The 25912-nt window shown below is 35.8% G+C and carries 20 protein-coding genes; all 20 read left to right on the top strand.

What is annotated here, in order from left to right:
* Position 1 precedes the first annotated feature (1 nt).
* Positions 2-2383, top strand: coding sequence for a GumC family protein (locus tag BLQ57_RS05340; RefSeq protein ID WP_087938273.1), 2382 nt, complete (start codon positions 2-4; stop codon positions 2381-2383).
* A gap of 6 nt (positions 2384-2389) precedes the next feature.
* Positions 2390-3130 (top strand): class I SAM-dependent methyltransferase, encoded by a 741-nt coding sequence (locus BLQ57_RS05335; protein WP_087938274.1) that lies wholly within the window; start codon positions 2390-2392, stop codon positions 3128-3130.
* An 8-nt stretch (positions 3131-3138) separates the two neighbouring features.
* Positions 3139-3858 carry a hypothetical protein gene (locus BLQ57_RS05330; protein ID WP_087938275.1) on the top strand — a complete coding sequence of 240 codons (720 nt, stop codon included), beginning with the start codon at positions 3139-3141 and terminating at the stop codon, positions 3856-3858.
* 5 nt (positions 3859-3863) lie between these two features.
* Positions 3864-5669 (top strand): ABC transporter ATP-binding protein, encoded by a 1806-nt coding sequence (locus BLQ57_RS05325; RefSeq protein WP_087938276.1) that lies wholly within the window; start codon positions 3864-3866, stop codon positions 5667-5669.
* Positions 5670-5680: 11 nt separating this feature from the next.
* Complete coding sequence (locus BLQ57_RS05320; RefSeq protein WP_087938277.1) at positions 5681-6757, top strand: glycosyltransferase family 4 protein; 1077 nt, start codon at positions 5681-5683, stop codon at positions 6755-6757.
* Position 6758: 1 nt separating this feature from the next.
* Positions 6759-8621, top strand: coding sequence for an asparagine synthase (glutamine-hydrolyzing) (gene asnB, locus BLQ57_RS05315; protein ID WP_087938278.1), 1863 nt, complete (start codon positions 6759-6761; stop codon positions 8619-8621).
* Positions 8621-10003, top strand: coding sequence for a glycosyltransferase family protein (locus BLQ57_RS05310; protein WP_087938279.1), 1383 nt, complete (start codon positions 8621-8623; stop codon positions 10001-10003). Before asnB (BLQ57_RS05315) ends, BLQ57_RS05310 begins: the two co-directional genes overlap by 1 nt.
* 29 nt (positions 10004-10032) lie before the next feature.
* Positions 10033-11169, top strand: a complete 1137-nt coding sequence (locus BLQ57_RS05305) for a glycosyltransferase family 4 protein (RefSeq protein WP_169712710.1) — start codon at positions 10033-10035, stop codon at positions 11167-11169.
* Positions 11170-11527: 358 nt separating this feature from the next.
* Complete coding sequence (locus BLQ57_RS05300) at positions 11528-12367, top strand: glycosyltransferase family 4 protein (RefSeq protein WP_240507744.1); 840 nt, start codon at positions 11528-11530, stop codon at positions 12365-12367.
* The gene (locus tag BLQ57_RS05295; protein ID WP_087938282.1) at positions 12360-13430 is read left to right on the top strand and encodes a glycosyltransferase family 4 protein; all 1071 of its coding nucleotides are present in this window, start codon (positions 12360-12362) and stop codon (positions 13428-13430) included. Before BLQ57_RS05300 ends, BLQ57_RS05295 begins: the two co-directional genes overlap by 8 nt.
* On the top strand, positions 13427-14599 hold the full coding sequence (locus BLQ57_RS05290) for an acyltransferase family protein (protein ID WP_087938283.1): 1173 nt from the start codon (positions 13427-13429) through the stop codon (positions 14597-14599). Before BLQ57_RS05295 ends, BLQ57_RS05290 begins: the two co-directional genes overlap by 4 nt.
* A gap of 299 nt (positions 14600-14898) precedes the next feature.
* A complete protein-coding gene (locus tag BLQ57_RS05285; protein ID WP_139162665.1) occupies positions 14899-16107 on the top strand; it encodes an O-antigen ligase family protein in 1209 nt (402 codons plus the stop codon).
* Positions 16108-16112: 5 nt separating this feature from the next.
* On the top strand, positions 16113-17297 hold the full coding sequence (locus BLQ57_RS05280; protein ID WP_217639524.1) for a glycosyltransferase family 4 protein: 1185 nt from the start codon (positions 16113-16115) through the stop codon (positions 17295-17297).
* The gene (locus BLQ57_RS05275; RefSeq protein WP_087938286.1) at positions 17297-18196 is read left to right on the top strand and encodes an NAD-dependent epimerase/dehydratase family protein; all 900 of its coding nucleotides are present in this window, start codon (positions 17297-17299) and stop codon (positions 18194-18196) included. Before BLQ57_RS05280 ends, BLQ57_RS05275 begins: the two co-directional genes overlap by 1 nt.
* 22 nt (positions 18197-18218) lie before the next feature.
* Positions 18219-19250: a glycosyltransferase gene (locus BLQ57_RS05270; RefSeq protein WP_169712711.1), complete on the top strand. Its 1032-nt coding sequence runs from the start codon at positions 18219-18221 to the stop codon at positions 19248-19250.
* A gap of 4 nt (positions 19251-19254) precedes the next feature.
* On the top strand, positions 19255-20553 hold the full coding sequence (locus BLQ57_RS05265; RefSeq protein WP_087938288.1) for a phenylacetate--CoA ligase family protein: 1299 nt from the start codon (positions 19255-19257) through the stop codon (positions 20551-20553).
* Positions 20554-20571: 18 nt separating this feature from the next.
* On the top strand, positions 20572-22422 hold the full coding sequence (gene asnB / locus BLQ57_RS05260; protein WP_169712712.1) for an asparagine synthase (glutamine-hydrolyzing): 1851 nt from the start codon (positions 20572-20574) through the stop codon (positions 22420-22422).
* 105 nt (positions 22423-22527) lie between these two features.
* The gene (locus BLQ57_RS05255; protein ID WP_087938290.1) at positions 22528-23574 is read left to right on the top strand and encodes a hypothetical protein; all 1047 of its coding nucleotides are present in this window, start codon (positions 22528-22530) and stop codon (positions 23572-23574) included.
* Positions 23575-23586: 12 nt separating this feature from the next.
* Positions 23587-24582, top strand: coding sequence for a hypothetical protein (locus BLQ57_RS05250; protein WP_087938291.1), 996 nt, complete (start codon positions 23587-23589; stop codon positions 24580-24582).
* Positions 24583-24833: 251 nt separating this feature from the next.
* The gene (locus BLQ57_RS05245; RefSeq protein ID WP_087938292.1) at positions 24834-25787 is read left to right on the top strand and encodes a glycosyltransferase; all 954 of its coding nucleotides are present in this window, start codon (positions 24834-24836) and stop codon (positions 25785-25787) included.
* The last annotated feature ends 125 nt before the right edge of the window (positions 25788-25912 follow it).

Genomic DNA, 25912 nt, shown 5'->3' with positions numbered 1-25912 from the left:
TATGAGTTTTGATCAAGAAGAAAGGGATTTCCTTAACGAGGACAGCACTTTCGATATAAAATCCGTTTTACCGAAGATTTGGGCTATTTGGCCTTACATCCTAGTCTCTACTCTTATTTTCTTAGGAGCATCTTACATTTATACCAGGATGTCAGTGCCTCAATTTAAAGTTTCTGGACTTTTCTATATCAAGGATACAGACAAAGGTTTTTCTCTATTTGAAGCACCTACAATAGAAGGGACAGCTAGGACTGGACTTGTTAATGAAACTACAATTCTTAAATCTAGGCCTATTGCAAGAGAGGCTTTATCTCAGTTAAACTTCGGAGTTGAATATTATCAAAAAAGCACATTCATTAACAATGAAGTTTATGGCTCTAATCCAATTTTAATTGAAGTGGATTGGAACGCTCCTCAAGTGGTTGGGGGACTATTAACAATAACTTGGGTAGATAAGGAGAACTTCTCAATAGCTTTTGAGGATGAATCTTATCATAAGTATTTACCCGATGGGTCAAGAACCAAGCTCCAAATTATTCCTGAGAAAGAGAAATTCGCATTTGGCGATTGGATCCAAACAAATAATTTTAAATTAAAAGTTACAAATACTAGTGCAGAAGAAAGTGGAGAAATATTAATTAAGCTTAGAAATTTGGAATCTTTAGTTGATCAATATTCTTCCTCATTAAGAGTCGAAACGCTTAGGAAGGAAGGCTCAATTCTGGAATTAAGCTTAAATACTCCTAATGTAAAAAAAGGTGAAGTTTACATTAACCGTTTAATGGAAACTTATTTATCATTAGAGCTAGAAGAGAAAAATTCAATCGCCACAAACACAGTCAATTTTATAGAAAGTCAGGTAGCTGGAGTTTCAGATAGTTTACGTCAATTTGAAAACGAGCTTCAAACCTTTAGATCAAGTAATAAAACTTATAATTTAGAAGCTGAAAGTAGTCAGGTTTTTGGTCAGCTTACTGAGCTTGAAACGATGCTAAGACAGGAGCAATTCAAGCGGTCTTTTTATAAGCAATTAGGAGTTTATCTAGCTAGAGAGCAGTACAATGACTTGGTCGTTCCTTCAGGAATAGGAATAGAAGACCCAATATTGAATTCTCTCATTACGAATCTATTGGAATTACAAGTAGAAAAGTCAAGGCAGCTGGCAACTTTAACCGAGCAAGCTCCTCAAGTGATAGCCACTAATAATAAAATAAGAGATCTTAATGCTTCAATCAGAGAGCTTCTAAGTAACGTTGACGCTAATTCAGAAATGATGATTCAGGATTTAACAAGTCGTATTTCTGAAATTGAGGGTTCTTTTAGAAATTTGCCTGAAACTGAGCAAAACCTAATTCGACTAGAGAGACAGTTTGCCTTAAATGAGAATATCTATAATTTTTTAATGGAAAAAAGAGCCGAGGCGGCAATTACTAGGGCTTCAAATAAAGCAGAAAATAAGATAATTGAGCCCGCGAGAGGAGGTTTTCTTGTAAGTCCTATACCCACAAGGAACTATGCTATTGGGATATTTATAGGTCTATTTCTACCGATTTTATTGGTGATAGCTCGTGAGTTGACACGGACAAAAATTGAGGATGTATCATTCTTGGAGAAAAAGTTAAGATTGCCTTTACTTTCTACAATTCTCTTTAACAAGAAAAAGAAAAACCTTGTCGTATTTGAACAAGGAAAGTCTGGGATAGCAGAAGGTTTCAGGTCTTTAAGGGCTAATATTAAATTTATAACCCCAAAGGAAAAGCAATTAACAATATTAGTTACATCTACTATATCAGGAGAAGGAAAAACTTTTTGTGCCATGAATCTGGCTTCTGTGTATTCATTAACGGGCAAGAAAACTGTTTTGGTTGGTTGTGACATGCGAAAACCACGGATTTTCGATGATTTCAACATTAAAAATGATGAGGGCCTTTCTACGGTTCTAAGTGGGCAGATGGATTGGAGAGATGCAATTAAAAAAACAGAGTATGAAAACTTAGACGTTTTGGTATCTGGTCCCACTCCCCCTAATCCTGCTGAACTATTATTCACAGATACTTTTGAAATGCTAGTTAAGGACCTTAAAGAAGAATATGATGTTATAATTTTGGATACGCCTCCTATAGGTTTGGTAAGCGAAACCCTTGATTTGTTGCCTCATGTAGATTTATCCTTATTTGTATTTAGACAGAATTATAGCCTAAGAAGCTTTGTCGAGTCCTTAAATGGTTTAAAATCAAGTAAAAACCTAAAAAATATTTATGCCATATTCAACGGTGTTGATGGTAGCAAGGTGACTTATGGATATGGTTACACTTATGGTTATGGCTATGGTTACTATGAGGATGATAGCAAAAAGAAATCATTTTTTAACTTAACCAAATAATACAACATGCTTAATTTTAGTAATATCAGCTTCAAAAGAAGAAGAAAGTTGATTCGATTATACAATCGAGTTAGAACATTCGGGAAAACAAATGACTTAAATTTTTTAGCAACAACCTTTAAAACAGACAAGTGGGGAAAACATTTTTATACTCCTCATTACTACTTTCACTTCAAAAGGTTTAAATCAAAGAAAATTAAAGTACTGGAAATAGGTATAGGAGGTTATGAAGACCCTCAGCAAGGAGGAGGCTCTCTTCGGATGTGGGAAAGGTTTTTTGACCGTGCTGAAATCCATGGTATTGATATTTATGATAAAACCCAACTAGAAGAGGGCAGAATTAAAATTAAAACGGGAAGTCAAGTCGATCAAGCTTTCTTGGAATCCCTTTCTGATTCAGTGGGTGGTTTTGAAATTATAATCGATGATGGAAGTCACATTAATGAACACATCATCAAATCCTTTGAGATTTTGTTCCCCAAGCTTAAGGATGGAGGGATTTATGTCATTGAAGATGTACAAACCTCTTATTGGCCAGAATATGGAGGAAACCCTGAAAATCCTGATAATTTCACTACTGCAGTTGGCTACTTTAAGAAGTTTATTCATGGTTTGAACCATGCTGAGTTTCCTGATTCTAAGTATGAGCCAAACTATTTTGATAAAAAAATAACAAGTATTCATTTTTACCACAATTTGATTTTCATTTATAAAGGAGATAATAATGAAGGGTCAAATGTGATATAATATTCAAGATGAGTTTTGTACTATTATTGACAGGCACCATTAAGCCATTTAAAGGCCAATTACATTCAGGAAGAATTGATGTTTCTAAAAGAGAAGATGATTATTTCAAAGCGATCAACTTTTACCTTTCGAAAGGTTTTGAAGTAGTTTTTGTTGAAAATTCGGATTATAGTTCGAAAAAAATCCAGTCAATTAAGGAGAAAAGTAAATCATTTGAATATCATACATTTCTTTCAAAGCGTAGCTATTTGGGGAAGTCATTTGGAGAGATGGAGATATTTAAATTTGCGTTAGAAAATTCAACTGCTTTGAATAAAGTAGACTATCTTATCAAGATTACAGGTAGATATATTATTAAAAATATTTCACAACTATTAAGTGGCGTTAATGGTGTTGATCATGAGATTTATGTTAATCCAACTCGTAATCTCAGGTGGGCTGATACCCGGTTAATGATCATTAAAAAGAGTTTCTACTATAATTACTTTCTTCCTTGTGCTGATAAGTACCTAGATGAATCAAAAGGTGTTTATTTAGAAAATATTCAAATGAAGGCAATTTTACTATATTTAGTTGATGGAGGAGAACTTCAACTTTGGCCTTTATATCCAGCTTATGATGCCTATGATGGTACTCATGATGAAAAAGTAAAATTCAATTTACTTAAAACTTTAAAGTATAATCTGTACTTTAAATTCAAAAAATTTGTTTTCAAGCATAGGGCTTGATTATTATGGAAATTATACAGAAAATTTCAGAAAAGTATTTCAGACACTTTAACTTTTTCTATTCTTTCATAGGATATAGAATTTTTATTCTAATTTCTATCAGTATTTTTGTTGGTCTTCTAGACGGCTTCGGTCTGGCCCTTTTAATCCCTGTTTTTGAATTGGCAGCTGGTTCGGCTGATCCAAGCCAAAGTTCAGAATCCCTTGGTGAACTTCAGTTTCTTTTAGATGGAGTAGCTAGTCTTGGAATAGATGTTAATTTAAATTCTGTAATTATTTTAATGGTTATATTGTTTATTTTAAAAGCCTTTTTAAAATTGCTGGATGGCTGGTATAAAATAAAAATACAAAACCGATTTGTTAAAAAATTAAGATTTGGTCTTGTAGATGGTCTAGGTAGCTTAAGCTATGAGAATTTCCTAAATTTGGATTCTGGTAAAGTACAAAATACTTTAGGTTCAGAAGGAATTAAACTTACCTATGGGTTTTTAGCTTATTTTAATTCCGTTCAACATGCTGTTTTACTTTTGGTTTATGTTGGATTGGCGATGCTTACTAATTTTCAATTTGCATTACTTGTCGGTGTAGGTGGATATTTGTCCAATATCTTGTTCCGTATTTTGTTTAAAAATACAGAAATAGCTTCAGTTGGTCTTTCTAACTTGGGACATACTTACCAAAGTTATCTTGTTCAAGCAGTTCACAATTTTAAATACTTGAAAGCCACTGATTATTTTGGTTCTTATAAGGACAAACTTAGGGATATAATAGATAGAATTGAGAATAATCAAAGAAAAATTGGTTTGTATAATGCTATCATGTCTAGTGCTAGGGAGCCAATTATCTTGATTATAGTGGTTTTAATTATTGTAATACAAGTAAACCTTTTAGGGGGAACAATGGCTTCCATAGTGATGAGTTTAATGTTTTTATACCGAGCTCTCAATTATGTGGTTACCTTACAGGGGAGTTGGCAAGGCTTTATTTCCAACATTGGTGGATTAAGGTCTTCTGTTGATTTAATTGATGAATTTCATCAAGGCAAAGAAATTATACCTTTAGAACCTCAAATTGATCGTATTTCATCTCTAAATCTTAAAAATGTAGATTTCAAGTATCCCAATGGTTTTAAAGTACTAAAAAATGTTAATATTGATGTTGAATCCTTGAAAACCTATGCTTTCGTTGGTGAAAGTGGAAGTGGAAAAACTTCCTTGGTTAATCTTATTGTTGGATTGTTTAACCCTAGTAGTGGAGTGATTTCGGTTAATGGGTTGGATAGAAATGGGATTAATCTTTCTTCTTACCGAAAACGATTTGGTTATATCACCCAAGAGCCAGTTATCTTTAATGATACTATTTATAATAATATCACGCTATGGGGTGAAGATAATGATATAAATAGATCTAAGTTTGAACGAGCTTTAAAACTTGCTAAATTAGATGAATTCGTTTATACCCTGTCAGAAAGAGACAGTACCAAACTTGGTGATAACGGAATATTGATAAGTGGAGGTCAAAAGCAACGAATTTCAATTGCTCGTGAACTATATAAGGATGTTGATATATTGATTTTTGATGAAGCTACTTCTGCACTTGATTCAGAGACAGAAAAGCTCATTCAAGACAATATTGATTTGCTTATGGGAAAATATACGATTTTGATAATTGCTCATCGCTTAAGTACAGTTAGAAAGGCAGACGTTATTTCTTTAATGGCTAAAGGCGAGATTCTTGAATCAGGAAGTTTTCAAGATTTGGTAAAAAGAAATGAGCAATTCAGAAGAATGGTTGAATTACAAGAGTTTTAACTTCAATTATTTTGATCAGAATTTTAGTTTCAAGTACCGAGTTATCAGCATCAAAAATTGGGAGTTGGACCCAAAGAATAGCTAGTTTTACAAGTAAAAGAATTGATTTTTTTAATTTCTATCTTGGACCTACGAAAACAGTAGACGAAAAATATATTTTTTGTAAAAAAAGACCGATAAATAGGTTATCAAATTTATTTCCGCATTTTTCCCAGCCTTTATTTCGAACGGCAAATTACCTCAAGGAATTCAAAAGAATTTATAAGCCTTCTGAAAAAATTCAAGTTGTTGTGATGGACGATATTATGCTTTTGGCAGGATTCGCCCAATTAAAACCAATGGGTTTTGATTTCGAACTGGTTTATTCATATCATGGTCATTCGTTTAAGACGACTGGTAATTGGCTGAATCAGGTAGATAAGGTTCTCTTTCTTACAGAATTAGGCTATCATCAAACAAAAAGTAATCATCAAGAATTTACTCCCGAAGTATTTATTATTGGAAATGGAGTTGATTCAAAAAAATATTATCCAATAAATGCTGGGGATAAAAAACTAGCTAAAATTAATAAAGGGTTTTTAGCAGATGATATAGTAATTACCTGGCTATCTAATGATAGACCAAAAAAAGGGCTTCAATTGTTTCTAAAATTAATACCTCGCCTCGTACAGAAGTACCCAAATCTAAAAGTTCAAGTGATAGGTAACAGTCAACCAATCCCACATTTTGGTTCTCGTGTTTCAGCAATTGGGCGAGTTCCAAATGATGATCTTCCAATATATTTGCAACTTAGCGATTTGTATTGCTTTACCTCTCTTTGGGAAGAAGGCTTTGGTTTAACCTTAACTGAGGCTGCTAAATGTGGTAATCTTGTAATTGCTTCTGAAAATGGAGGTATTCCGGAGGTGGTTAATGGCCAGTCTTTTTCTTTTTTGGTTTCTTCTCCCAATGTTCTTAGTCAATGGGAAATTCAAATCGAGAATGCCATGAAAACTTTAAATTCTTATACTCCTGATCCTATATTTTTGGCTAGTTATCATAGTTTAGAAGACTGGGAAAATAAATTTCTTTACGCATTAGAATCCTAATATGTGTGGAATTGTTGGCATTGTAAAGAAATCAGCGAGTACAAGTCTCTCTGAGAAAGATTCTCTTGAACTTGCTTTAAGTTTGCAATCCCATAGGGGGCCAGATGCTAGCTCTTTATGGTCTGACCAAAGAGTAGTTTTAGGGCATAACAGGTTGTCTATCATTGATTTGTCTACTTCTGCAAATCAGCCTTTTCATAGAGATGATTTAGGACTAGTCGTTATTTTTAATGGTGAGATTTATAATTATTTAATCCTAAGAGAAGAACTGCAGGCCAAAGGAGCCTCGTTTACAACTCAATCAGACACTGAAGTTCTTTTGTTAGCCTATCATTTTTATGGCAAGGATTTCTTAAAGAAGTTAGTTGGAATGTTTGCCTTCCTCATCTACAACAAAAATTCCGGAGAGGTATTCATTGCTAGGGATCGATTTGGTGAAAAACCTATTTTTTTTATTGATAGCGAGGATACTTTTTATTTTGCCTCCGAACTTCGTGCTCTTAAACAAATTTATCCAAAAACACTAACGATAAATCAGGAAGCTGTCATTGATTTGATGGAACAAATGTATATCGATTCTAGTCATACAATTTATGAGGAGGTTTTGGTTTTTCCACCGTCAACTTATTTGGAGATACAATCCGGTCATTTGAATTGGGAAACGTATTATGAATTTCCCAAAGGTCAAGAAAATGAAATTTCATTTGAAAACCTTAAAGTGCAAGCAAATGATCTGTTAACCGAAATTATTTCAAAACAACTTCATGCAGATGTTCCTGTTGCCACTTTTTTAAGTTCTGGGATTGACTCCTCTTTGGTAACTGCTATAGCCAAGGAAATTAAGTCAGATATAGTCGCTATTACCATGTCGACTGGGGACCCTTCGACAGATGAGGTAGGGCAGGCCTCTACGTTTGCTAAAAAACTTGAAATCAAACAAGAAGTTGTTACTATAAATACGGGATCTCTAGGGGTTTTAGCAAAGCTTTTAAAAAACATTCAGCCACTAGCAGATGCATCTCTAATCCCAACACATTTAGTGACGAATCAAGTAAGTTCTCACACCAAAGTAATGCTTTCTGGAGACGCTGGTGATGAGGTGTTTGGTTCATATAGAAAGCCAATTTTGTACAAAGAGCATCCTTCAAACTTTGGAGTGTTTGGAAAATTCCTGATTGATGTTGCCCAAAAAATCTCACCAAATGGCTCTTCTAAGTACCTGTCAGATATGAATAGAATTCGATTGGCAGGTTGGGATGGGTTTTATACAAAGACCAATTTAAACGGTTTATTTAATCAGGTTTTTTTGTCTGGTAAGCCACTGAATTTAGTTTACCAGAAAGCTCAAGAATTAAAACCTAATTATAAAGAAAATCTGGAAAAGCTGTCTTTTGGAGTTGATATGCTCACTCGTCTACCATCGGATTTTCTATTTAAAGTAGATGCAGCTTCTATGGCAAGTTCTTTGGAAGTGAGAGCACCATTTTTGGACCATCGTTTGGTGGATTTGTCTTTCAAATCACCAATTTCAGCATTGATGCCTTCAGGAATTGATAAGGAGGTCACGAGGTCTCTCTACAGAGATTATGCAGGATATGAGCACCAAGGTAGTAAAAAGGGTTTTTCATTTCCGTACTCAGATTATCTGTACGGAGAATGGGGCAATATATTGGAGAGATTTCTAAATGAAGGGCTTTCCCAATCCTATTTAAATTTTAATAGTGAAGGAATACAATCTATTTTAAAGTCTCACAGGATAAAACCACAACAAAAACTAGCTAGAGTTCTTTTTGGTGTTTTAGTGATGGAGATTTGGCTTAGGGTTTTTCACCTCGATATTGAGGTTGATTTAGATATTAATTAATGCGTATTTGTTTTTTAATCCCTGACGGGATAGGTATTAGAAATTATTTGTATTCAGATATAATACCCTACTTACAAAAAGGAGGAAATGAAATCATCCTTTGGCATAGCTTGGATTCTAGGCTCATTGAGTTGACAGAACAACGTTTGAATACCAAGTTTGAGCAATTTAAATTTGTTCATAAAGCGGATGGCTTTCTAGTCAAATTGACAAGAGAAGCTGCTAGATATGCTAGATTATCTGTCAATGCATCTATTACAAGTAATCCCACGATTATGACTAATTGGACAGAAAATGCCTCTTCCATATCTGGAAAAATTCTTTTTAAGTTAGCTCGGGTAATTGGAAGTCTTTCTCCGTCCTTTAAGAAGGCTATTAGGTTAGAAGAAATAGGATTTAGTCAAATTCGAAAGACAAAACGTTTTGAAGAAGCACTAAGACAAATAAAAAAAATAAATCCTGATTTAGTCTTTTGTACCCACCAAAGAGTATACTCAGTTACTCCAGAAATTGAAGCAGCAAAGTCACTAGGAATCCGCACCTCTACAGCTATTTTTTCATGGGATAATTTACCAAAAGCTAGACTTCCCTTCAAAACGGATCAATACTTGGTATGGAGTGACTTTATGAAAAGTGAAATGGCAATGTATTATCCTGAAATTGCCCAAGAAAACATTAAGGTGACTGGCACTCCTCAGTTTGATTTTTATTTTAAAAAAGAATTAATTCTTTCCAAATCAGAGTTTGCAAAGAAGTTCAAACTAAATCCTGAAAAAAACTGGGTATGTTTTTCGGGTTGTGATTCTCTCACATCGCCAAATGACCCGAAGTATCTTAGAGATGTGGCAACTGCATTAGCTGCCGATAGCGATATCCAACTGATAGTAAGACCTGTACCGGTGGAGCCTGTTAGACGATTTGAAGTGGTATTAAAGGAATTTCCTGAACTTATCTTAGCGCCACCTAAGTGGGAGAAGGGCAATAATTGGGGGAGCTATTTCCCTTTGTTTGAAGATTTGATAGACCTAGTCAATCTTGCCTACCATTGTAAAGTTGTGCTTAATATGGGTTCGACTATGGCCTTAGATTTTTCAGTTTTCGGGAATCTTGCTTTCTATTTAAATTATGACCATCTCGAAAAACCAAAGAATTGGAGTGTTGAAACTATCTATAAATTTCAGCATTTTGAGTCAATGAAAGAACTTCAAGCTGTGGAATACATTTATTCACCTGATGAGATTTATCAGAAAGTAAAGGAGGGATTAGAAAGTCCAGGAAACTTCGCCCCTGATAGAAAAAAATGGTTACAAAGAATTGTTCAACCTGATTCTAATAAATCAGCTTCAGAACGTATAGCTGAGGCTTTAATAGAGGCTACTTAATAACGAAATTTAAAATGCACTTTTGTTTTTTGACCAATGAATACCCTGTCCCAGGTTTCCCACACGGTGGAATAGGAAGTTTTTTAGGTGTGTTTTGCCCTTCTTTAGTCGCAGCAGGACATCAAGTCTCTGTAATAAATGGAACATCAGAAGACTTCTCAATCATTGATCGAGAGGGAGTAAACATATACTATGTCCCTTTCTCTAAGAAAAGAGGAATTGCTTGGATCCATAATAATCATGCAATCAATAAGCAGGTTGAGCGAATTCATGCAGAAAACCCAATCGATATTATTGAAGGCTCAGAATTAAGCCTAGCTTTTTTAGCTAAAATACCCACGATTAAGTATGTAATTCGACTACATGGAGGACATCATTTTTTTGCAGAAGGGGAGCAGAGACCTTTGAATAAATGGAAAGCATTCCAAGAAACAAGATCATTTAAAAAAGCAGATGCATTTATAGGCGTTTCTGACTATGTGGTAAAGCATACAAAAAAGTTTTTAAAGATTAGCCCTAGACCTGTAAAAGTCATAATGTATCCTATTGCCCTTCAACGATTTAAACCGGTGCCATTTGAACAAATTGTTCCTTTTCGGATAGTTTTTGCTGGTACTTTAATTGAGAAAAAGGGGATTCGTCAGTTGGTCTTAGGAATGGAACAAGTATTGGAAAAGTTTCCTGAATCTGAGTTACATATCTATGGTAGAGATTGGAAAGATTCTTCGGGTAAATCGTATAAAGAAAATCTACTCTCTTATATCCCTGTAAAATTTAAGGAAAGGTTTGTTTTTCATGGCCCAGTGGACCAAGTTGACTTGCCTATGATTTATGCTAAAGCACATGTTTGTGCATTCCCTTCCCATATCGAGACACTTGGCTTAGTGGCACCAGAAGCTATGGCTATGCAAAGAGCAGTCCTTTACACCACCACCGGGCCAGGTCCTGAGGTAGTTGAAGATGGGGAATCAGGTTGGCTGTGTAATCCACGTGACCCCCAAGATATCGCGCAGAAGCTAATCGAAATATTCAATGATTCCGAAGAGATGAAGAGAAGAGCAATAAATGCTTGCAAAAAGGTTAATGTTCAGTTTAATATTAAAAATATTTTGGAAGAAAATCTTAAGTACTATCGGTCTTTAAAATCTGCGGCTGATTCTAACTAATCAAAAATTTTTGAAATAGGAAAACCCACCCTCATCTTAGGGTCGCATCAATAGAATACTAATTAGTTCTGATTTGAGATTTTTAATCGTGACGCATGTAGAGCATAAGCAGGTCAATGGCAAATATTTTGCTTATGGTCCCTATGTCAAGGAAATGAACCTATGGTTTCGGTATGTTTCCGAGGTCGTTGTCATAGCCCCACTTTCTTTAGATCAAGCTATTGATCCTATAGATCTCCCTTATGATCATTCGAGAATAAATTTTATCCCTGTTTCTTCGTTCGATTTATTGGCTTGGAAATCAAAATTTAAATCTACTTTTCTTATTCCAAGCATTTTCCTAAAGATCATTAAGGAAATGAAAGCCGCTGATCATATTCATTTGAGATGCCCCGGGAATATGGGCTTATTGGGTTGCTTGGCACAAGTTTTTTTTCCAAGGAAACCGAAAACAGCAAAATATGCAGGTAATTGGGACCCTAAAAGCAAACAGCCTGCTACGTATAGGTTGCAACAATGGATTTTAGCCAATCGCTTTCTCACTAAAAATATGCAAGTTTTAGTGTATGGTGATTGGGATGCAGCAAATCCTAACCTGAAACCGTTTTTTACAGCTACTTACAAGAATAATGAGATTCAACCTACAATTCCTCGAGAATTAAATTTTCCCTTAAAATTTATTTTTGTGGGTAGCTTGGTCAAAGGGAAAAATCCAATTATTAGTTGCAAGGCATTGAAGCTGCTTCAAGATGAAGGTATTCCAAGCGAGTTGCATTTATATGGAGAGGGTCCTGAAAGAGAAATTATTGAGAGATTTATTGCTGATAATTCACTTCATGAAAAAATCATCCTCCATGGAAATGTAAATTCTTCTGATTTGAAAAAAGCCTATCTTGAATCTCATTTTTTATTGTTTGCATCTAAAAGCGAGGGGTGGCCAAAAGCTGTGGCAGAGGCTATGTTTTGGGGATGTTTACCTATTACAACCCGAGTTTCCTGCGTTCCTGAAATGGTAGATCAAGGGAAAAGAGGGCTTTTAATAGATTCAGACCCCGTACAGATTATCGGAGGTGTAAAAGCACTAATTAAAAATCCTGAAGACTATAGAAAAAAGGTGGAGAAAGCGATGACTTGGTCTAGAGCTTTTACTCTTGAAAGGTTTCAATCAGAGATTAAAAATCTTTTGATTCGTGGCTAAAGTTTTTTTTCAGATGGTTGATACTCTTGAAATGGGAGGTACTGAGCGTATGAGTATCAATATAGCCGCAGTGATGGCGGAGAAAGGTTACCAAAGTCACCTCATTGTAAGCCGTCGCACGGGTGGGATGTCAGCTCATATTCCAAATGCTGTACAAGTTCACTTTTTAAATAAAAAAGCTTTTTATGATTTTGCTGCTTTTATTCGATTGACCCAATTAAAAAAGAAATATCAGCCCAATATTCTTCATGCACATAGTACCTCTATTTATTGGGCTGTAGCTCTAAAAATTATTTCAGGTAAATTTCTTTTAGTTTGGCATGATCACTTTGGGTTAAGTGATCAGTTGGATAAATTTCCTCGGAAAGAAATGCTTCCGCTTCTAAGGTGGACAGATAAAATTATATGTGTCAACGATAAGCTGTCGACCTATTGGAAAAGCCTTCTTCCTAAAAGGAAAAAAGACATTGCTACTATTAAAAACTTCCCCTTTTTGATCATGGGAAGTAAATCCGAAAGAGGCCTGTTTACTTTTTTACATTTGGCAAATTTCCGTTCACAAAAAAATCACATGAACTTACTTGAAGCCACTAAAATATTGGCTCAAAAAAGAAATGATTTTAAAATTTTGATGGTAGGTGAGTTTGTAGAGGAGTCCATTAAAGAGCAAGTAATCGCCACCATCAATACTGATGATCTCCAAGACCTTGTTGAAGTACATGGACCTGAAAATGAGGTATCCGCAATTTTGAATTCTTGTCAAGCAGGAATTTTATCTTCAGATTCAGAGGGATTGCCAGTAGCATTATTAGAATATGGATTGGCAGGCTTACCTGTGGTTTGCACGGATGTAGGAGACTGTTCGAAGGTAATATCTTCTTCTGAATTAGGGATCTTAGTATCCCCAAAAGACCCTGTTGCCCTAGCTGAAGGAATGAATACGATTATTTCGGATGCTCAAAAAGCTAAGTCTATGGGAGAGAAGTTGAAAGCCAAAATTTTTAAAGAATATGGCGGAGAAGGTTTTTTCCAAAAATACGTATCTCTGCTTCAGGTACTATGAATTATTGGGTAAGGACTTTTCGGAGATCGACATCAAGTAAAAACTTTATACCTGAGATTGATGGACTTAGATTTTTGGCTATTGCTACAGTAGTGGTCTTTCATTTCCACTTTCTATTATGGAGGCATTTAGACGGTAAGGTTTTAATGGATGTCGAAACCTCAGGAATCCTTACTGCTGGCTGGTGGCTATCTAGAATGGATTTGGGTGTTAAATTATTTTTTGGAATAAGTGGTTTTATATTGAGTATTCCTTTTTTTAACCAGTATTGGTTTGGTGGAAGAAAAGTAGATTTAAAAAATTATTTTATCCGTCGGTTGACTCGGCTGGAACCGCCTTTTTTAGTTGCTATTACCGCCTTTTTTTGTGTTCACATTGGTCTATTAGGAGCTTCATTTTTAGATCTTTTGCCAAATTATCTAGCCACAATATTCTATGTGCATACGCTGATCTTTAACGAATATTCAGTGATCAATCCAGTGACCTGGAGTTTGGAAACAGAGGTTCAGTTTTATTTATTGATTCCTTTTCTGGCAGCATGGGTCCTAGGTCCTAATTCTTCAAAACTTAAGGCCATTTTGATAGGGCTTTTCCTGTTTTTGGGGTCCATTTACCTTAGAGGTTACTATCTTTCGCATGGTACTTTTGGAATGATTGCTAATATTACTGGGTTTTTCAGTCATTTTCTTGTGGGTATCGTATTTGCTTACCTCTATTTAAAAAAGAATAGGTGGCTGATCAAAAAAAATTGGGTCTGGGATCTAGTAGGTTTTTGTAGTCTTATAGGTATTTTTTATTGGTACAAGCCACAAGCTGGTTTCATCAATCAAGTCCTTTTTAATATCTCAATTTTCGTTCTTTTTGTAGCCGCATTTAAATCTTGGGTTTTAAATTGGTTTTTCACAAGATCCTGGGTTTACCTCATTGGAGGAATGTGCTATTCCATTTATTTACTTCATTTACCTTTCTTTGGTCTTACTTCACAGTTGGCTCAGAAATACATCTTTGGAAATACATTTTCCCTAAACTTTTGGATTTACCTGTTTCCGGTATTAATAGGCCTGATGATCATCTCTTCTGTTTTTTACCTGCTCATTGAAAAACCCTGTATGGAAAAGGATTGGCACTTAAAAGTTCTCAAGAAATTAAATTTGGCTCAGACTAGATAGTCTATTCTTACCTTGATTAACTTTTCAGTGTTTTACTTACTTTAGAATCCTCATAAATTTCATCCATCATAAAATTTTGTTAGGTGATTAAATATTTTATCACATTTGAAAATCCAATCTTTTGGATCGTTGTCCATCTTTTACTTGGTTTGATTTCAATATTCACACCATTTGTACTGATAGGCTGGTTTTATCTAGTCCTATTATCTTCACTTTTTATCTTACTGCGACCTAATGCACCTGCTTCTTTATACATTTCGTTGATACTTTATGTGATTTCATCTGAAATCATTGCTAGAATGGCGGGAGCTTCCCCATTTATTCCATACGAAATGGGTAAATACCTGCTTTTTCTACTACTAATTGGAGGTATTTTTAAATATCGAACAACTGAATGGCCGGCATTCTGGATGGTTATTTTTCTCATACCAGGCTTATTAATTGAGAAATCAGGTGAAGTTTCTTTTTTGGATATCATGTTTAATTTTATGGGACCTCTAAATGCAGCACTTGCAATTCTTTTTTTCAGAGGAAAAACAGTCTCAAAAAGCATGATGCTTCATTATTTAAGGTTGATGATATACCCAATGGTTGCTGTTTTTTCCTATGCAATTTTTAGAACACCAGATATCGAAGAAGTTGAGTTTAGTTTAAGTGCCAACTCAGCAGCGGCAGGAGGTTTCGGTTCTAATCAGGTCTCCACAGGCTTGGGATTAGCTGCTTTTTTTGTTTTTATCTTTTGGATCAATAGATGGAGATTAACTGGTTTTAGATGGCTTGATGCTTTGATACTTATCCTTTTTACTGTTCAGGGTTTATTGACGTTCTCACGCGGAGGAATGATGACAGGTTTTTTAGGGGTTTTCGTGGTACTATACTACTTGAGAACTGCTTCTAAGATTCAAATAACCAAATACAGATTGGTCCGAATTGGAAAATACTTGATTCCTGCTTTTGTGTTGATTTTAGGTTCTTTTTTTGTAGTCAATAGAATAACCAATGGTATGTTATTTCTGAGATATCAGGGAGAAACTGCTGGTTCTTATGCAGGGACCAAAGAAAAGGATCTCAATTTGATAACATCTGGTAGATTGGACATCTTTTTAGGTGACTTAGAGTTGTGGGCAGATCACCCAGTTACGGGGGTGGGCGTGGCAGCTTCCAGGTATTTGAGAGAAAGAATGACCGGTGTCGTAGCCCACGTCGAATTGAGTAGGTTATTTGCAGAGCACGGGCTTTTTGGTTTAGCTTATTTTATCCTTTTATCTTACTATGGATTTAAGGTAGTCAGGTCGAGTCCAAATCCAGCACTGTCTGGATTGCTATTCGCATTATTTGCAGTAGGATTATTTACAAGTTTCCATGCAGCAATGAGGACTTTCGTCTCCCCTTTAATGATAGGACTTAGTATGCTTAGAATTTCAGATCCTCAGCAGACAAAACAGCCCGAGAAAAAGGATAATCAGACGTTTACACCTATACTGGTAGAAGGGGAGGATAAAAAATGAGGATTGTGATTTTTTATCAATATTTTGGTACACCAAAAGGAGGGTGGAGTACCCGATATTATGAGTTTACTCGTAGATGGGTGGAGAGGGGGCATCAAGTCACTGTGGTAACTTCACCCTATTACAAGTCCGATATTAAAGCTGAGGGTTTCATTAGGAAAATGAATATTGAGGGAGTGGATTTAATCGTTATTAATTCTCCAGATTCTAATAAAGATAATTTTTTCACAAGAGCATTTAATGCCATTAGATTTGCTACGGTAGCCATATATTATGGTCTTGCTTTGCCCGCTGATTGTATTATTTCTAGTTCAGGTCCTATCACTACGGCATTACCTGGTTTGGTAGCAAAATTCATAAAGAATAAGCTTTTGGTTTTTGAGGTTAGGGACCTTTGGCCTCGGGGAGGGATAGAACTCGGAAAGCTGAAGAACCCATTTTTTATAAAATTAGCCTTGAGATTTGAAAAGATGGTCTACAAAAATTCAGATCTTGTGGTAGCTTGCTCTCCTGGAATGGAGGAGGGAGTGTTGAAAGTTCAACCAAATGCGAAAACGCTAATCATATCCAATTCTGCTGACCTTGAGCTATTTCAAAGCGGCGCAAAACATGGTAGAATGCTATCTTCCGCCCAACCCGACTTGCCTCTGTTTATTTATGCCGGTTCATTGGGTTATATGGACGAATGCGCTCAAATCTTAGATGGATTACACGCCCTTCAAAGAAAAGATTATCGCTTTATCTTCATAGGAGATGGGGCCGAGAAGCAAAAGTTAATGGCAATGACCAAAGAGTACGACCTTGAGAAGCAGGTCAGTTTTTTGGGACTAATTCCAAAAACAGAGGTAGTGAATTGGTTTTCAAAAGCGACAGCAAGCTTCGTGACATTCAAAAATATCCCAGTTCTTCACACTAATTCTCCGAATAAGCTTTTTGATTCCTTTGCTGCTGGAGTTCCGGTAATTCAATCTACGAAAGGTTGGATAGCAGATCTTGTGAAAGAATATGACTGTGGCTTCAATGTAGACCCTGAGGAGCCAAAGAGTTTTGCCAGCGCAATGAGCCAATTGATTGAGGATCCAATTCTTGCTTCTAGAATGGGACAAAATGCAAGGGAACTTGCAAAATTAAAATTTGACCGATCAGTGCTCAGCAATAAATTTATAGAAGAAATAGAATCACTTAATTAGTGAAAGTAGTACTCACAGGGGCAAGCGGATTTTTGGGGCAGTATATTCTCCCCTTTCTACCAGAAAATGTGCTCACCTTGGGGAGAGGACATGGTAATGATATTCAGGTAGATCTTTCTAATGATATTCCAAAATTATCTACCTGCGATTTTTTGATCCATAATGCAGGACTAGCCCATAGAGTGCCAAAAACTAAGGAAGAGGAGGAGCTATTCTTTAAAGTAAATGTAGAAGGGACTAAAAATTTGCTTTTGGGAATTGATGCCTTGAAATCCAAACCTCAAAGTATCGTACTGATTAGTACTGTGGCTGTCTATGGTTTGGACCAAGGAGAGCTCATTTCAGAAGAACAAATTCCAAATCCTTCCACTCCTTATGGAAAAAGCAAGTTGGAGGCCGAGAAGCTATTAAGTGATTATGCGAATAAAAATAATATTAGGCTTACCATCCTTCGACTTCCTTTAGTCGCAGGCTCTAAAAATGCTCCTGGCAATCTTGGAGCGATGATAAGTGCCATAAAACGAGGATACTACTTTAGGATTAAAGGTTTAAACTCAAAAAAATCCATGGTTTTAGCGGAAGATGTAGGGAGATTAATTCCTACTTTGTTTAACAAATCAGGGGTTTTTAATCTTACAGATGGGATTCACCCTACATTGATGGAGCTGGAAAGCTATATTGCGAAATTTCATAAGAGAAAGATTCATTCCTTACCCCTTCAATGGGTGAAATTAGCAGGGAAAATAGGAGATCGCGTTTCTGCTTTCCCAATCAATTCATATAGGTTAGAAAAGCTCACTTTCTCTTTAACCTTTGACGATAGAAAGGCAAGGTATGAGTTATTATGGAATCCTCTGCCGGTAATTGGAAATTTAGATTTAGAAAAAATTGAAAGGTAATTATCCAAAAAAGATTCTCTTCTTGGGAGAGACGTATCGTGCTGATGCCCAAACTTGGATTAAGGGTATCGAAAATGTTTCGGGTCTGAAAATAGATACTCTTGAAGTCAAGTCTACCAAAACTCGTTTAGGCAGGATATTCATGTTTTTGGTGTTTTTATTTCAAATTTTCAAGACGAATCTTAAAAAATCCTATGACATAGTTCTTGCTGAAAGATCTACAAGCTATGGTTTCTTTTCTCTTTTTGTAAATGCAAAAAAACGTGTCGTCGCTCAGCAGGGAATCACTGATATATGGCCGCTCACTAATTTTTCCCTCAAAGTAAAACCAATTTTTCAGAGCAAAGCGTATCAAAATGCAGACTTGATCCATGCTTGGGGTGAGGTAATGGTCCCTGCAATGTTAGATGCTCAAGCAGACCCTAATCGCATTCTTATCTTGCCTAAAGGCATAGACCTCGACTTGTACCAATTTATAGGCTTTGAAGAAAAACAGAGAGATTTGGCTATTGTCACTAGATCTCTCACTTCAGTATATAATCATGCTGATGTTTTGGACGCTCTTGTAATTTTAAGAGACCAAGGAATAAAAATTAAAGTGATTATCGTTGGTGATGGGGAATTGATGACTGAACTTGAAGCAAGGGTTAAGAGTTTGGACCTTGAAGAAATGGTTCAATTTACGGGTAGAATACCAAATGAAGATTTACCAGGCTTACTTCAGAGGGCTAGTATGTATATCTCGGTACCTTCCACAGAAGGAGTGTCGGCTTCTTTGTTCGAAGCAATGGCTTCAGGCTGTTTTCCCATAGTCACTGATTTACCAGGCACAAGAGCATTTATTAAAGATGCTGAAAATGGCTTTCTTGTACCTGTCAATGATCCTAAAAGCCTCGCGTTGTCCATTTCCAATTATTTGAATAACGCCGTCAATTTTCAAGATAGTATACTTTCCAATAGGAAATTTATTGAGGATAATGTGGACCTAAACAAAAACATGCAAAAGATTTGGGAGAAGTACAAATCCCTTTTTATTACCAAAACCTCTGCTTAAGACCATGAGTAGATTTCATAAATGGTTATTCTTCCGGGGGGCTAAGAGAAGAAATCCATCAATTTTTAATCATTATGAAGATTTAAAAAGAACAGAAAATTTAAGCTTTGAAGAACTTAAATTACTCAATGAAAATAGGTTAAAAGAGATCTGTAAATTTGCTTTCAAGCATAGCTTATTTTATAAAGAGAGGTTTAAAAATGTAGGTTTTGACCCCGATGAAAATTGGTCTATTGAGGAGTTTAAAAAAATCCCATTTACGCAAAAGTCTGACTTGATTCGTCAAAATGAGGAAATCCATACTCCAAAAGAACTCTTTAAAAAGCGTTTTTTTGTAGAGACCTCAGGTACTTCAGGAGAAATTCTGACCTTTTTCAGAGACGAATCATGGGACTCTTTTAATCGGGCTGCTATTTGGAGAGGCTATTCTTGGTTTGGTGCAAATCCTTGGGATAGAAAACTTTATTTTTGGGGATATAACAGTGATTTTTTTAAAAGACTTAAGTTGAGTATGATGGATTTCACGGTAAATCGGTTTAGACTGTTTGATTATGAGTCCAAAAAACTTAAAAGACTAGAATCCAAGCTAGGTAAGGTTAAAATTATCGAGGGCTATAGCTCTATGATTTATGAATTAGCCCTTTTAATGGAAGGGAAGGAAGTTAATTTTAATCAACTGAAATTGGTAAAAGGTACATCTGAGAAAGTGTTCCCTCATTACCAAGAAATCGCAAAGAAAGTATATGGACATAAAATCGTCAATGAATATGGTTCGACAGAATCAGGGATTATTGCTTTTGAATGTCCTGATGGGAATATGCACATCAATATGGAGGGAGTATATGTGGAGCAAGATCCTGATGATTTGGGTATTGTGGTTACCAATCTCCAATCGTTTTCTTTTCCTTCTATTCGATATAAATTAGGCGATCAAATACAGTTAGCCCCTGATTCTTTTCGCTGCTCCTGTGGAATGCAAGGCCCAATAATAGTGGAGGTAACAGGTAGAATAGGAAAAAAAATATTAGGTAAACATCAAAGTTATCCGAGTTTAACCTTGTATTATATTTTCAAAAATATTTATTTTAATAGTCAAAGAAAGATTGATTTTCAGGCTCATCAATTCGAGAAAGGTAAACTTGAGATTTGGATAAAAGAACCAATAACTGAGGATTTGACAAATTTGATTTTAAAAGAATCAAAGAAGTATTTTTCTGATATCGATATCTTACTTCTTGAAAATCATGATTTTAGACAGCAGTCAGGGAAATTAAGAGATTTTATTTCTCACCTTCCTTTTTAAATTTTAACAGTATTTATTGTGTGCGGAATAGCCGGTATTATAAAGTATAATCATCAACCTATTTTGGAGGAATCCTTGAAAAGCATGGGCCAATCTATTGCCCATAGAGGACCAGATGCATCAGGATTTTTTATTAAGGATAATGTCGGATTGGTCCACAGAAGACTATCCATTTTAGATTTGAGCTTGTCTGGGAATCAACCATTTTATAGTTCAGATGGTAATTACATCCTTATCTTCAATGGGGAAATATTTAATTTCAAAGAATTTTATCCAGAACTAAAGGCAAAGGGTTATTCCTTTTCTTCCTCTTCTGATACAGAAGTTCTTTTATTCCTTTTGATGGAATATGGGATGAAGGTCCTCTCTCGATTAAATGGTTTTTTTGCTTTTGCTTTTTATGATCTCAGCAAGAAAGAAGTCTTCCTTGCTAGAGATAGATTTGGGGTAAAGCCTTTATTTTATCTGGAGAATGATCAAGAATTTATCTTTGGTAGTGAACCAAAAGTTATTTTTCAAGCAGGGGCTAATAAAAATATTAATGCTGAAGTACTTTCGGAGCTTTTGTTCTATCGATACGTTTCAGGAGAATCTACTGTTTTCCAGTCTGTCAAAAGAATCCTACCAGGTCACTATTTTAGTATTTCTACGGCAACTAATTCAAAGAAGGTAGTACGATGGTTTAATTTAAAAAATGAAGCATTAAATCACGCCCCTATCAATGATCCTCTAAATTGGTTTCAGACTACTTTTGATCAATCTGTTGCTTACCGAATGATTGCAGATGTCCGGGTAGGCACTATGCTTAGTGGAGGCTTGGATTCAAGTTCTGTTTTATACAGTCAGTCTAGCCAAGGATATAAAGACTTAAGTGCTTGGAATGTCTCTATCTCTAATTATCAATTTGATGAATCGAGCTTGGCCAAACGTTTTGCCGAGAGCAGAGATGTATTATTCAATACATTTGAATTTAAGGGGAATGAATTGATGAGTCTGATCAGGCAGGCTATCATCAATAATGATGAGCCTTTAATGCACTTACAAGACGGTCATTTATTAGGCTTATCCCGTAAGGCCAAAGAAGAAGTATCTGTATTGCTTAGTGGAGAAGGTGCTGATGAAATTATGGGAGGCTATGTGAGGTATAAGGTTCATGATAAGCGTCTGAGGTATCAGCTTTTACAAGTTTTACCTTTTTTACCCAATTCATTTGTGAAAGCTGATCGCTGGAAAAAAATGAAGCGATACCTGTCCCAAGGGAATGAAAACCTACAAATAATGACAAACAGCAATGAACATTTTCTTGCTGATTTTAGTCAATTTGGATTTTCTGAATCAGATTTTAGAGTAAGCTACAAGGAGAAAATCCTCCAAGAATCTAAAGAAATATATCCTAATAACCCCTTAAGACAATTACTTTACTTCGAGCAGCATACCCATCTTTACACCCTAAATGATAGGAATGATCGAACTACCATGGGAGCTTCAATTGAATGTAGAGATCCTTTTTTAGATCCCAATTTAGTGATAGGTATAGCAAGTTTGGGAGACGATTGGTTTGATACTAGCGGCAAAGGAAAAAAATTGCTTTTTGAAAGTATCGGACAAAAACTTCCGGATTACCTTAGAAATCATCCCAAGATAGGTTTCTCTATTCCTTGGGATAGGTACCTTCTGAGTCGAGAAGACTTTAGAGAAAGCTATGAAGAAATACCTCGCTGTAAACTTTTTCAGATGGATCCTTTTGATAAAATTGACATTAGGAAAATGATGAACAGGTTCGAAGGTGGAGATAAGTCCTTTTTGCCCATGATCAAGCAGTTTTTCTTTTTGTCTTTATGGTTCAATATTCAGTTTGAAGGTGCTTAAAGGGTTGATTTATTAATCACTCAATGCCTTCTTGCCGCTCATCCTATGGTTCAGGCATAGCGCTACCCTAAAAATCCTCTTCCAGTTTCCATTTTCTTTCTGTCAGTGCTTAAAATTTTTGTCCCTCCATATTCTTATCAAAATAAAAGAGTTTTTGAGATTTTCACTCATACTAAAAGTAAAGAGATAGAAATCGCCTCCCTTGCTCTTGGAGAGTTCAGCTTATCTCTTACCATTGAAGATTCAGATTGGGTTATTATTCCAGTCTTTATTACAGAATTACTGGATAAAGAGGGGAGAAGCTTAATTAAACAAAGTGCCAACCTTGCCAAAAAGCACAGCAAACCATTTGCTTTATTTTCAAATTCAGATTTTATAGTGGATGTAGAAGTGGAGAACGCTTATATCCTAACTCCAGGAGCTTATAAAACTAAACCCAATCAAATTGCTCTTCCTGCCACCTTAGCTGAAGATCCCTACCTAAAATGGATTGGCCCAACATGGGAAGCTACACCTATTCAGGACATCCCAAATGTTGGGTTTTGTGGGCAAGCTACAAGTCATCCATTAAAAGCTTTAAAAGACTTTTTCACTTTTGCCGGGACCGCAGTAAGAAACAAACTTGGACTTACACTATCCAATCCGGGACCTATTTTTTTACCAGCCTTTCAACGCAAAAGGCTATTGAATTACTTTGAAAAGGATTCACGAATCCAAACTGATTTTATTTTACGAAATCAATACAAGGGAGGGGCTGTTAGTCCGGAAGAAAAAGAGAAAGTAGAAAAAGAGTTTTACCAAAACATCAATAGGAATCTATTTACGGTTTGCTTGAGAGGGATGGGCAATTACTCAGTCCGTTTTTATCAGACTTTGGCTATGGGAAGAATACCAATCCTTGTAGATACCGATGAAAGAATCGCTTTTCAGGAATTTAACCAGCTCAATACATTGATTCCAATTATTCCCTTTGAGAAAAAAGAAGATATTGTAGAGGAACTCGTAACTTATTTTAAATCAAAGTCCGAAGAAGAACTATTGAAAATCCAAGCTACATGTAGGGAGATCTGGGAGGAATATTATCAAAAGAGGGGGCTAATTCACTATGTGGCAAAAACATTAAGCCAGGTAATTAAATCAGAAAGCCACTAGACTTTAAAAAAAATGAAAATCCAAATCCCAGCTTGGACCACACATCACAATCAGTTTCTGTATAGCTTTTCGATTTATGCAGAAGCAAAAAAACTGAAACTCCGTATTACCTTGAATGAAGAAATTCATGTGAATGGAGCCATTTTATATGTGGAGCAAAAGATAGTGTTTTTCGATTACTCAGATGACAGGAAATTGATTGCTTCTCCCGATGATTATGACGCCTATTTTAAAAGATCTCTGAACCCTCTGGATTTAGAATCTTACGACAATATATTTCCCTTAAATTTTCATGTGAATTTCGCTGACAAGCCGTTTCGTTTGATGTCACAAATGGACTCATCCATCTTCTTCAAAAAAGGCTCCTTTATTGAATTTATTAGAGCCTCAGACGCTTGGGGTTGGTTTACTAATGAATTTCACGGAAGTATTAATATTAGAAAATTTAGTAGTGAAAGGGATTCCTCCGGAAAGGTGATATTCATGACCAGACTATGGGATCCTGATCGAAATGATGACCCTGAGGAGAAAGAGAGAAGACGAAAGCAAAATCATTTTAGAGCGAATGCTTGTCGAATCATCAAGAAAACTTTCCCAGAATCTATCGTTGGTTTATACCCGGATGAATTTGCCAGAAAAACGGCTAATGATGTCTTGTTAGATGTGAGAGATACCAAGAAAAAAGGATACCTGAAAACTCTGGCAAACTGTGATATTGGGGTAGCTGATGATGGCCTTAAGGATACACCAGGATGGAAAATAGGAGAGTACGCGCTATTTGGAAAGGCTATAATCAGCACACCCATCACTATCCACCTGGAAGGTTTTCAAGAAGGAATGCATTATTTATCCACGGGTACAAGGGATAACTTCTCTCTCATACCTGATCTGATTCATCAGCTGAGAAAAAATGAATTTTACAAAGAAATCCAGCATAACAACAAAAAATGGTGCAGTCAGTTTCTTGAACCTGTAGCCTATGTCTCACGCATTCTCTCTTCGCTATAAACAAAAATTAACTCGAACTACTTTTATCTGGAATTAAGTGATTTTCTTTTTTTGGATATACGGAACTGTGCCAGAAGCCTTTTTAAAAGTTCAAATGAATTAGTAAATGCCAATCCTTGGACTTCTTCGGTCTTCCATCTCAAACTCAAGGTAATATTCGTCTACTGGCAGAATAGCGTATAATCAGATTTCATTTTTCTGGCTTTCAATATTTGCCAATAGACTAAACCTCACCTCAATACTACTTTCCTATGGAAAAAATTACCTTTTTAAATATCCCAAACTACTATTGCAGCTATTTTCATTTGGGATTAAGTCAAGTTGCTCAACTGCGATTTTCCCCTCAGCCTGAGTTTGCCCATTTAAATGGTAAACCGTATTTGGTTTTTGAATACAAAGAAAAAATTATAGTTATAGAAAATGATGATCCTGTCGGGGTAGATAAAAAGGCCTACGAGCTATGTGATCTTTATTTTGCCACCAATAAGTTGAAAGAAAGAGAAGATTACAATTGGAAAAAGGTCCAGGGGATATTTCCTCATTATTCTATCAATAATTGCTGGGATTACGTACAGCTTTTTGGATGGAAAGGAGCCCATCAACTTGGCTTGAAGGAGTTTGCAAGACAGTTTTATATTCTATACAGACGACCTGAATTTTTCAATTATCCTTTTGAATTTAAGGAGGGGAATTACATGTTTTTTTCAGGAAGTATTTGGAAGAAAGAATCTTGGGCCAATCAGATCCGAAAATCTTATATTGAGGCCTGCCAAAATAATCCACTAATCCAATTTGAGGGAGGGATGGTCCGTCGTCAGGATGGGGATCCCTGTGGCATGCCTGAATCGGTGTTGACAGATAAATTCCCGGCAGTGGCTTTTTCTGAAAAGTCAAGAAAATCCATTATAGGTTTTAATAACCCCGCGGTATTAGATGCGGTAAGCTGGAGATTGGCAGAATACCTGAATTACAGTTGCTTCGTCATCTCTTTTGACTTTAAAATCGATGTGCCCATTATCCCCAAGCATGGTGAAGAGATGCATTTTATTCAAGATGCATCGGAGTTTGCACCCGTAATTGATTTTGCACTTAAGAACCCTGAGTACAGAAAAAAAGTAGCTCAGGGCGGGAATTCTTATTTCAATCGATATTGCCTTCCTGATAGGCAAGCCAAAAGAATCCTTCAACTTTCCCAAGAGGCTTAAACCGGTTTTTATCTCCAATCAAAGGCCTATCAAAGGAAATATTTTTCTTTAATTCCTTTGATTTTTAGTGTTTTTTTATCGATGCTGACAAATAGGTACGATATTAGTGCTAAGAAATGATTACA

It is taken from the genome of Algoriphagus faecimaris, assembly GCF_900101705.1.
GTDB lineage: Bacteria > Bacteroidota > Bacteroidia > Cytophagales > Cyclobacteriaceae > Algoriphagus > Algoriphagus faecimaris.
Note: the sequence above shows the minus strand (reverse complement) of the source record. Positions and strands in the feature narration are given on the sequence as shown.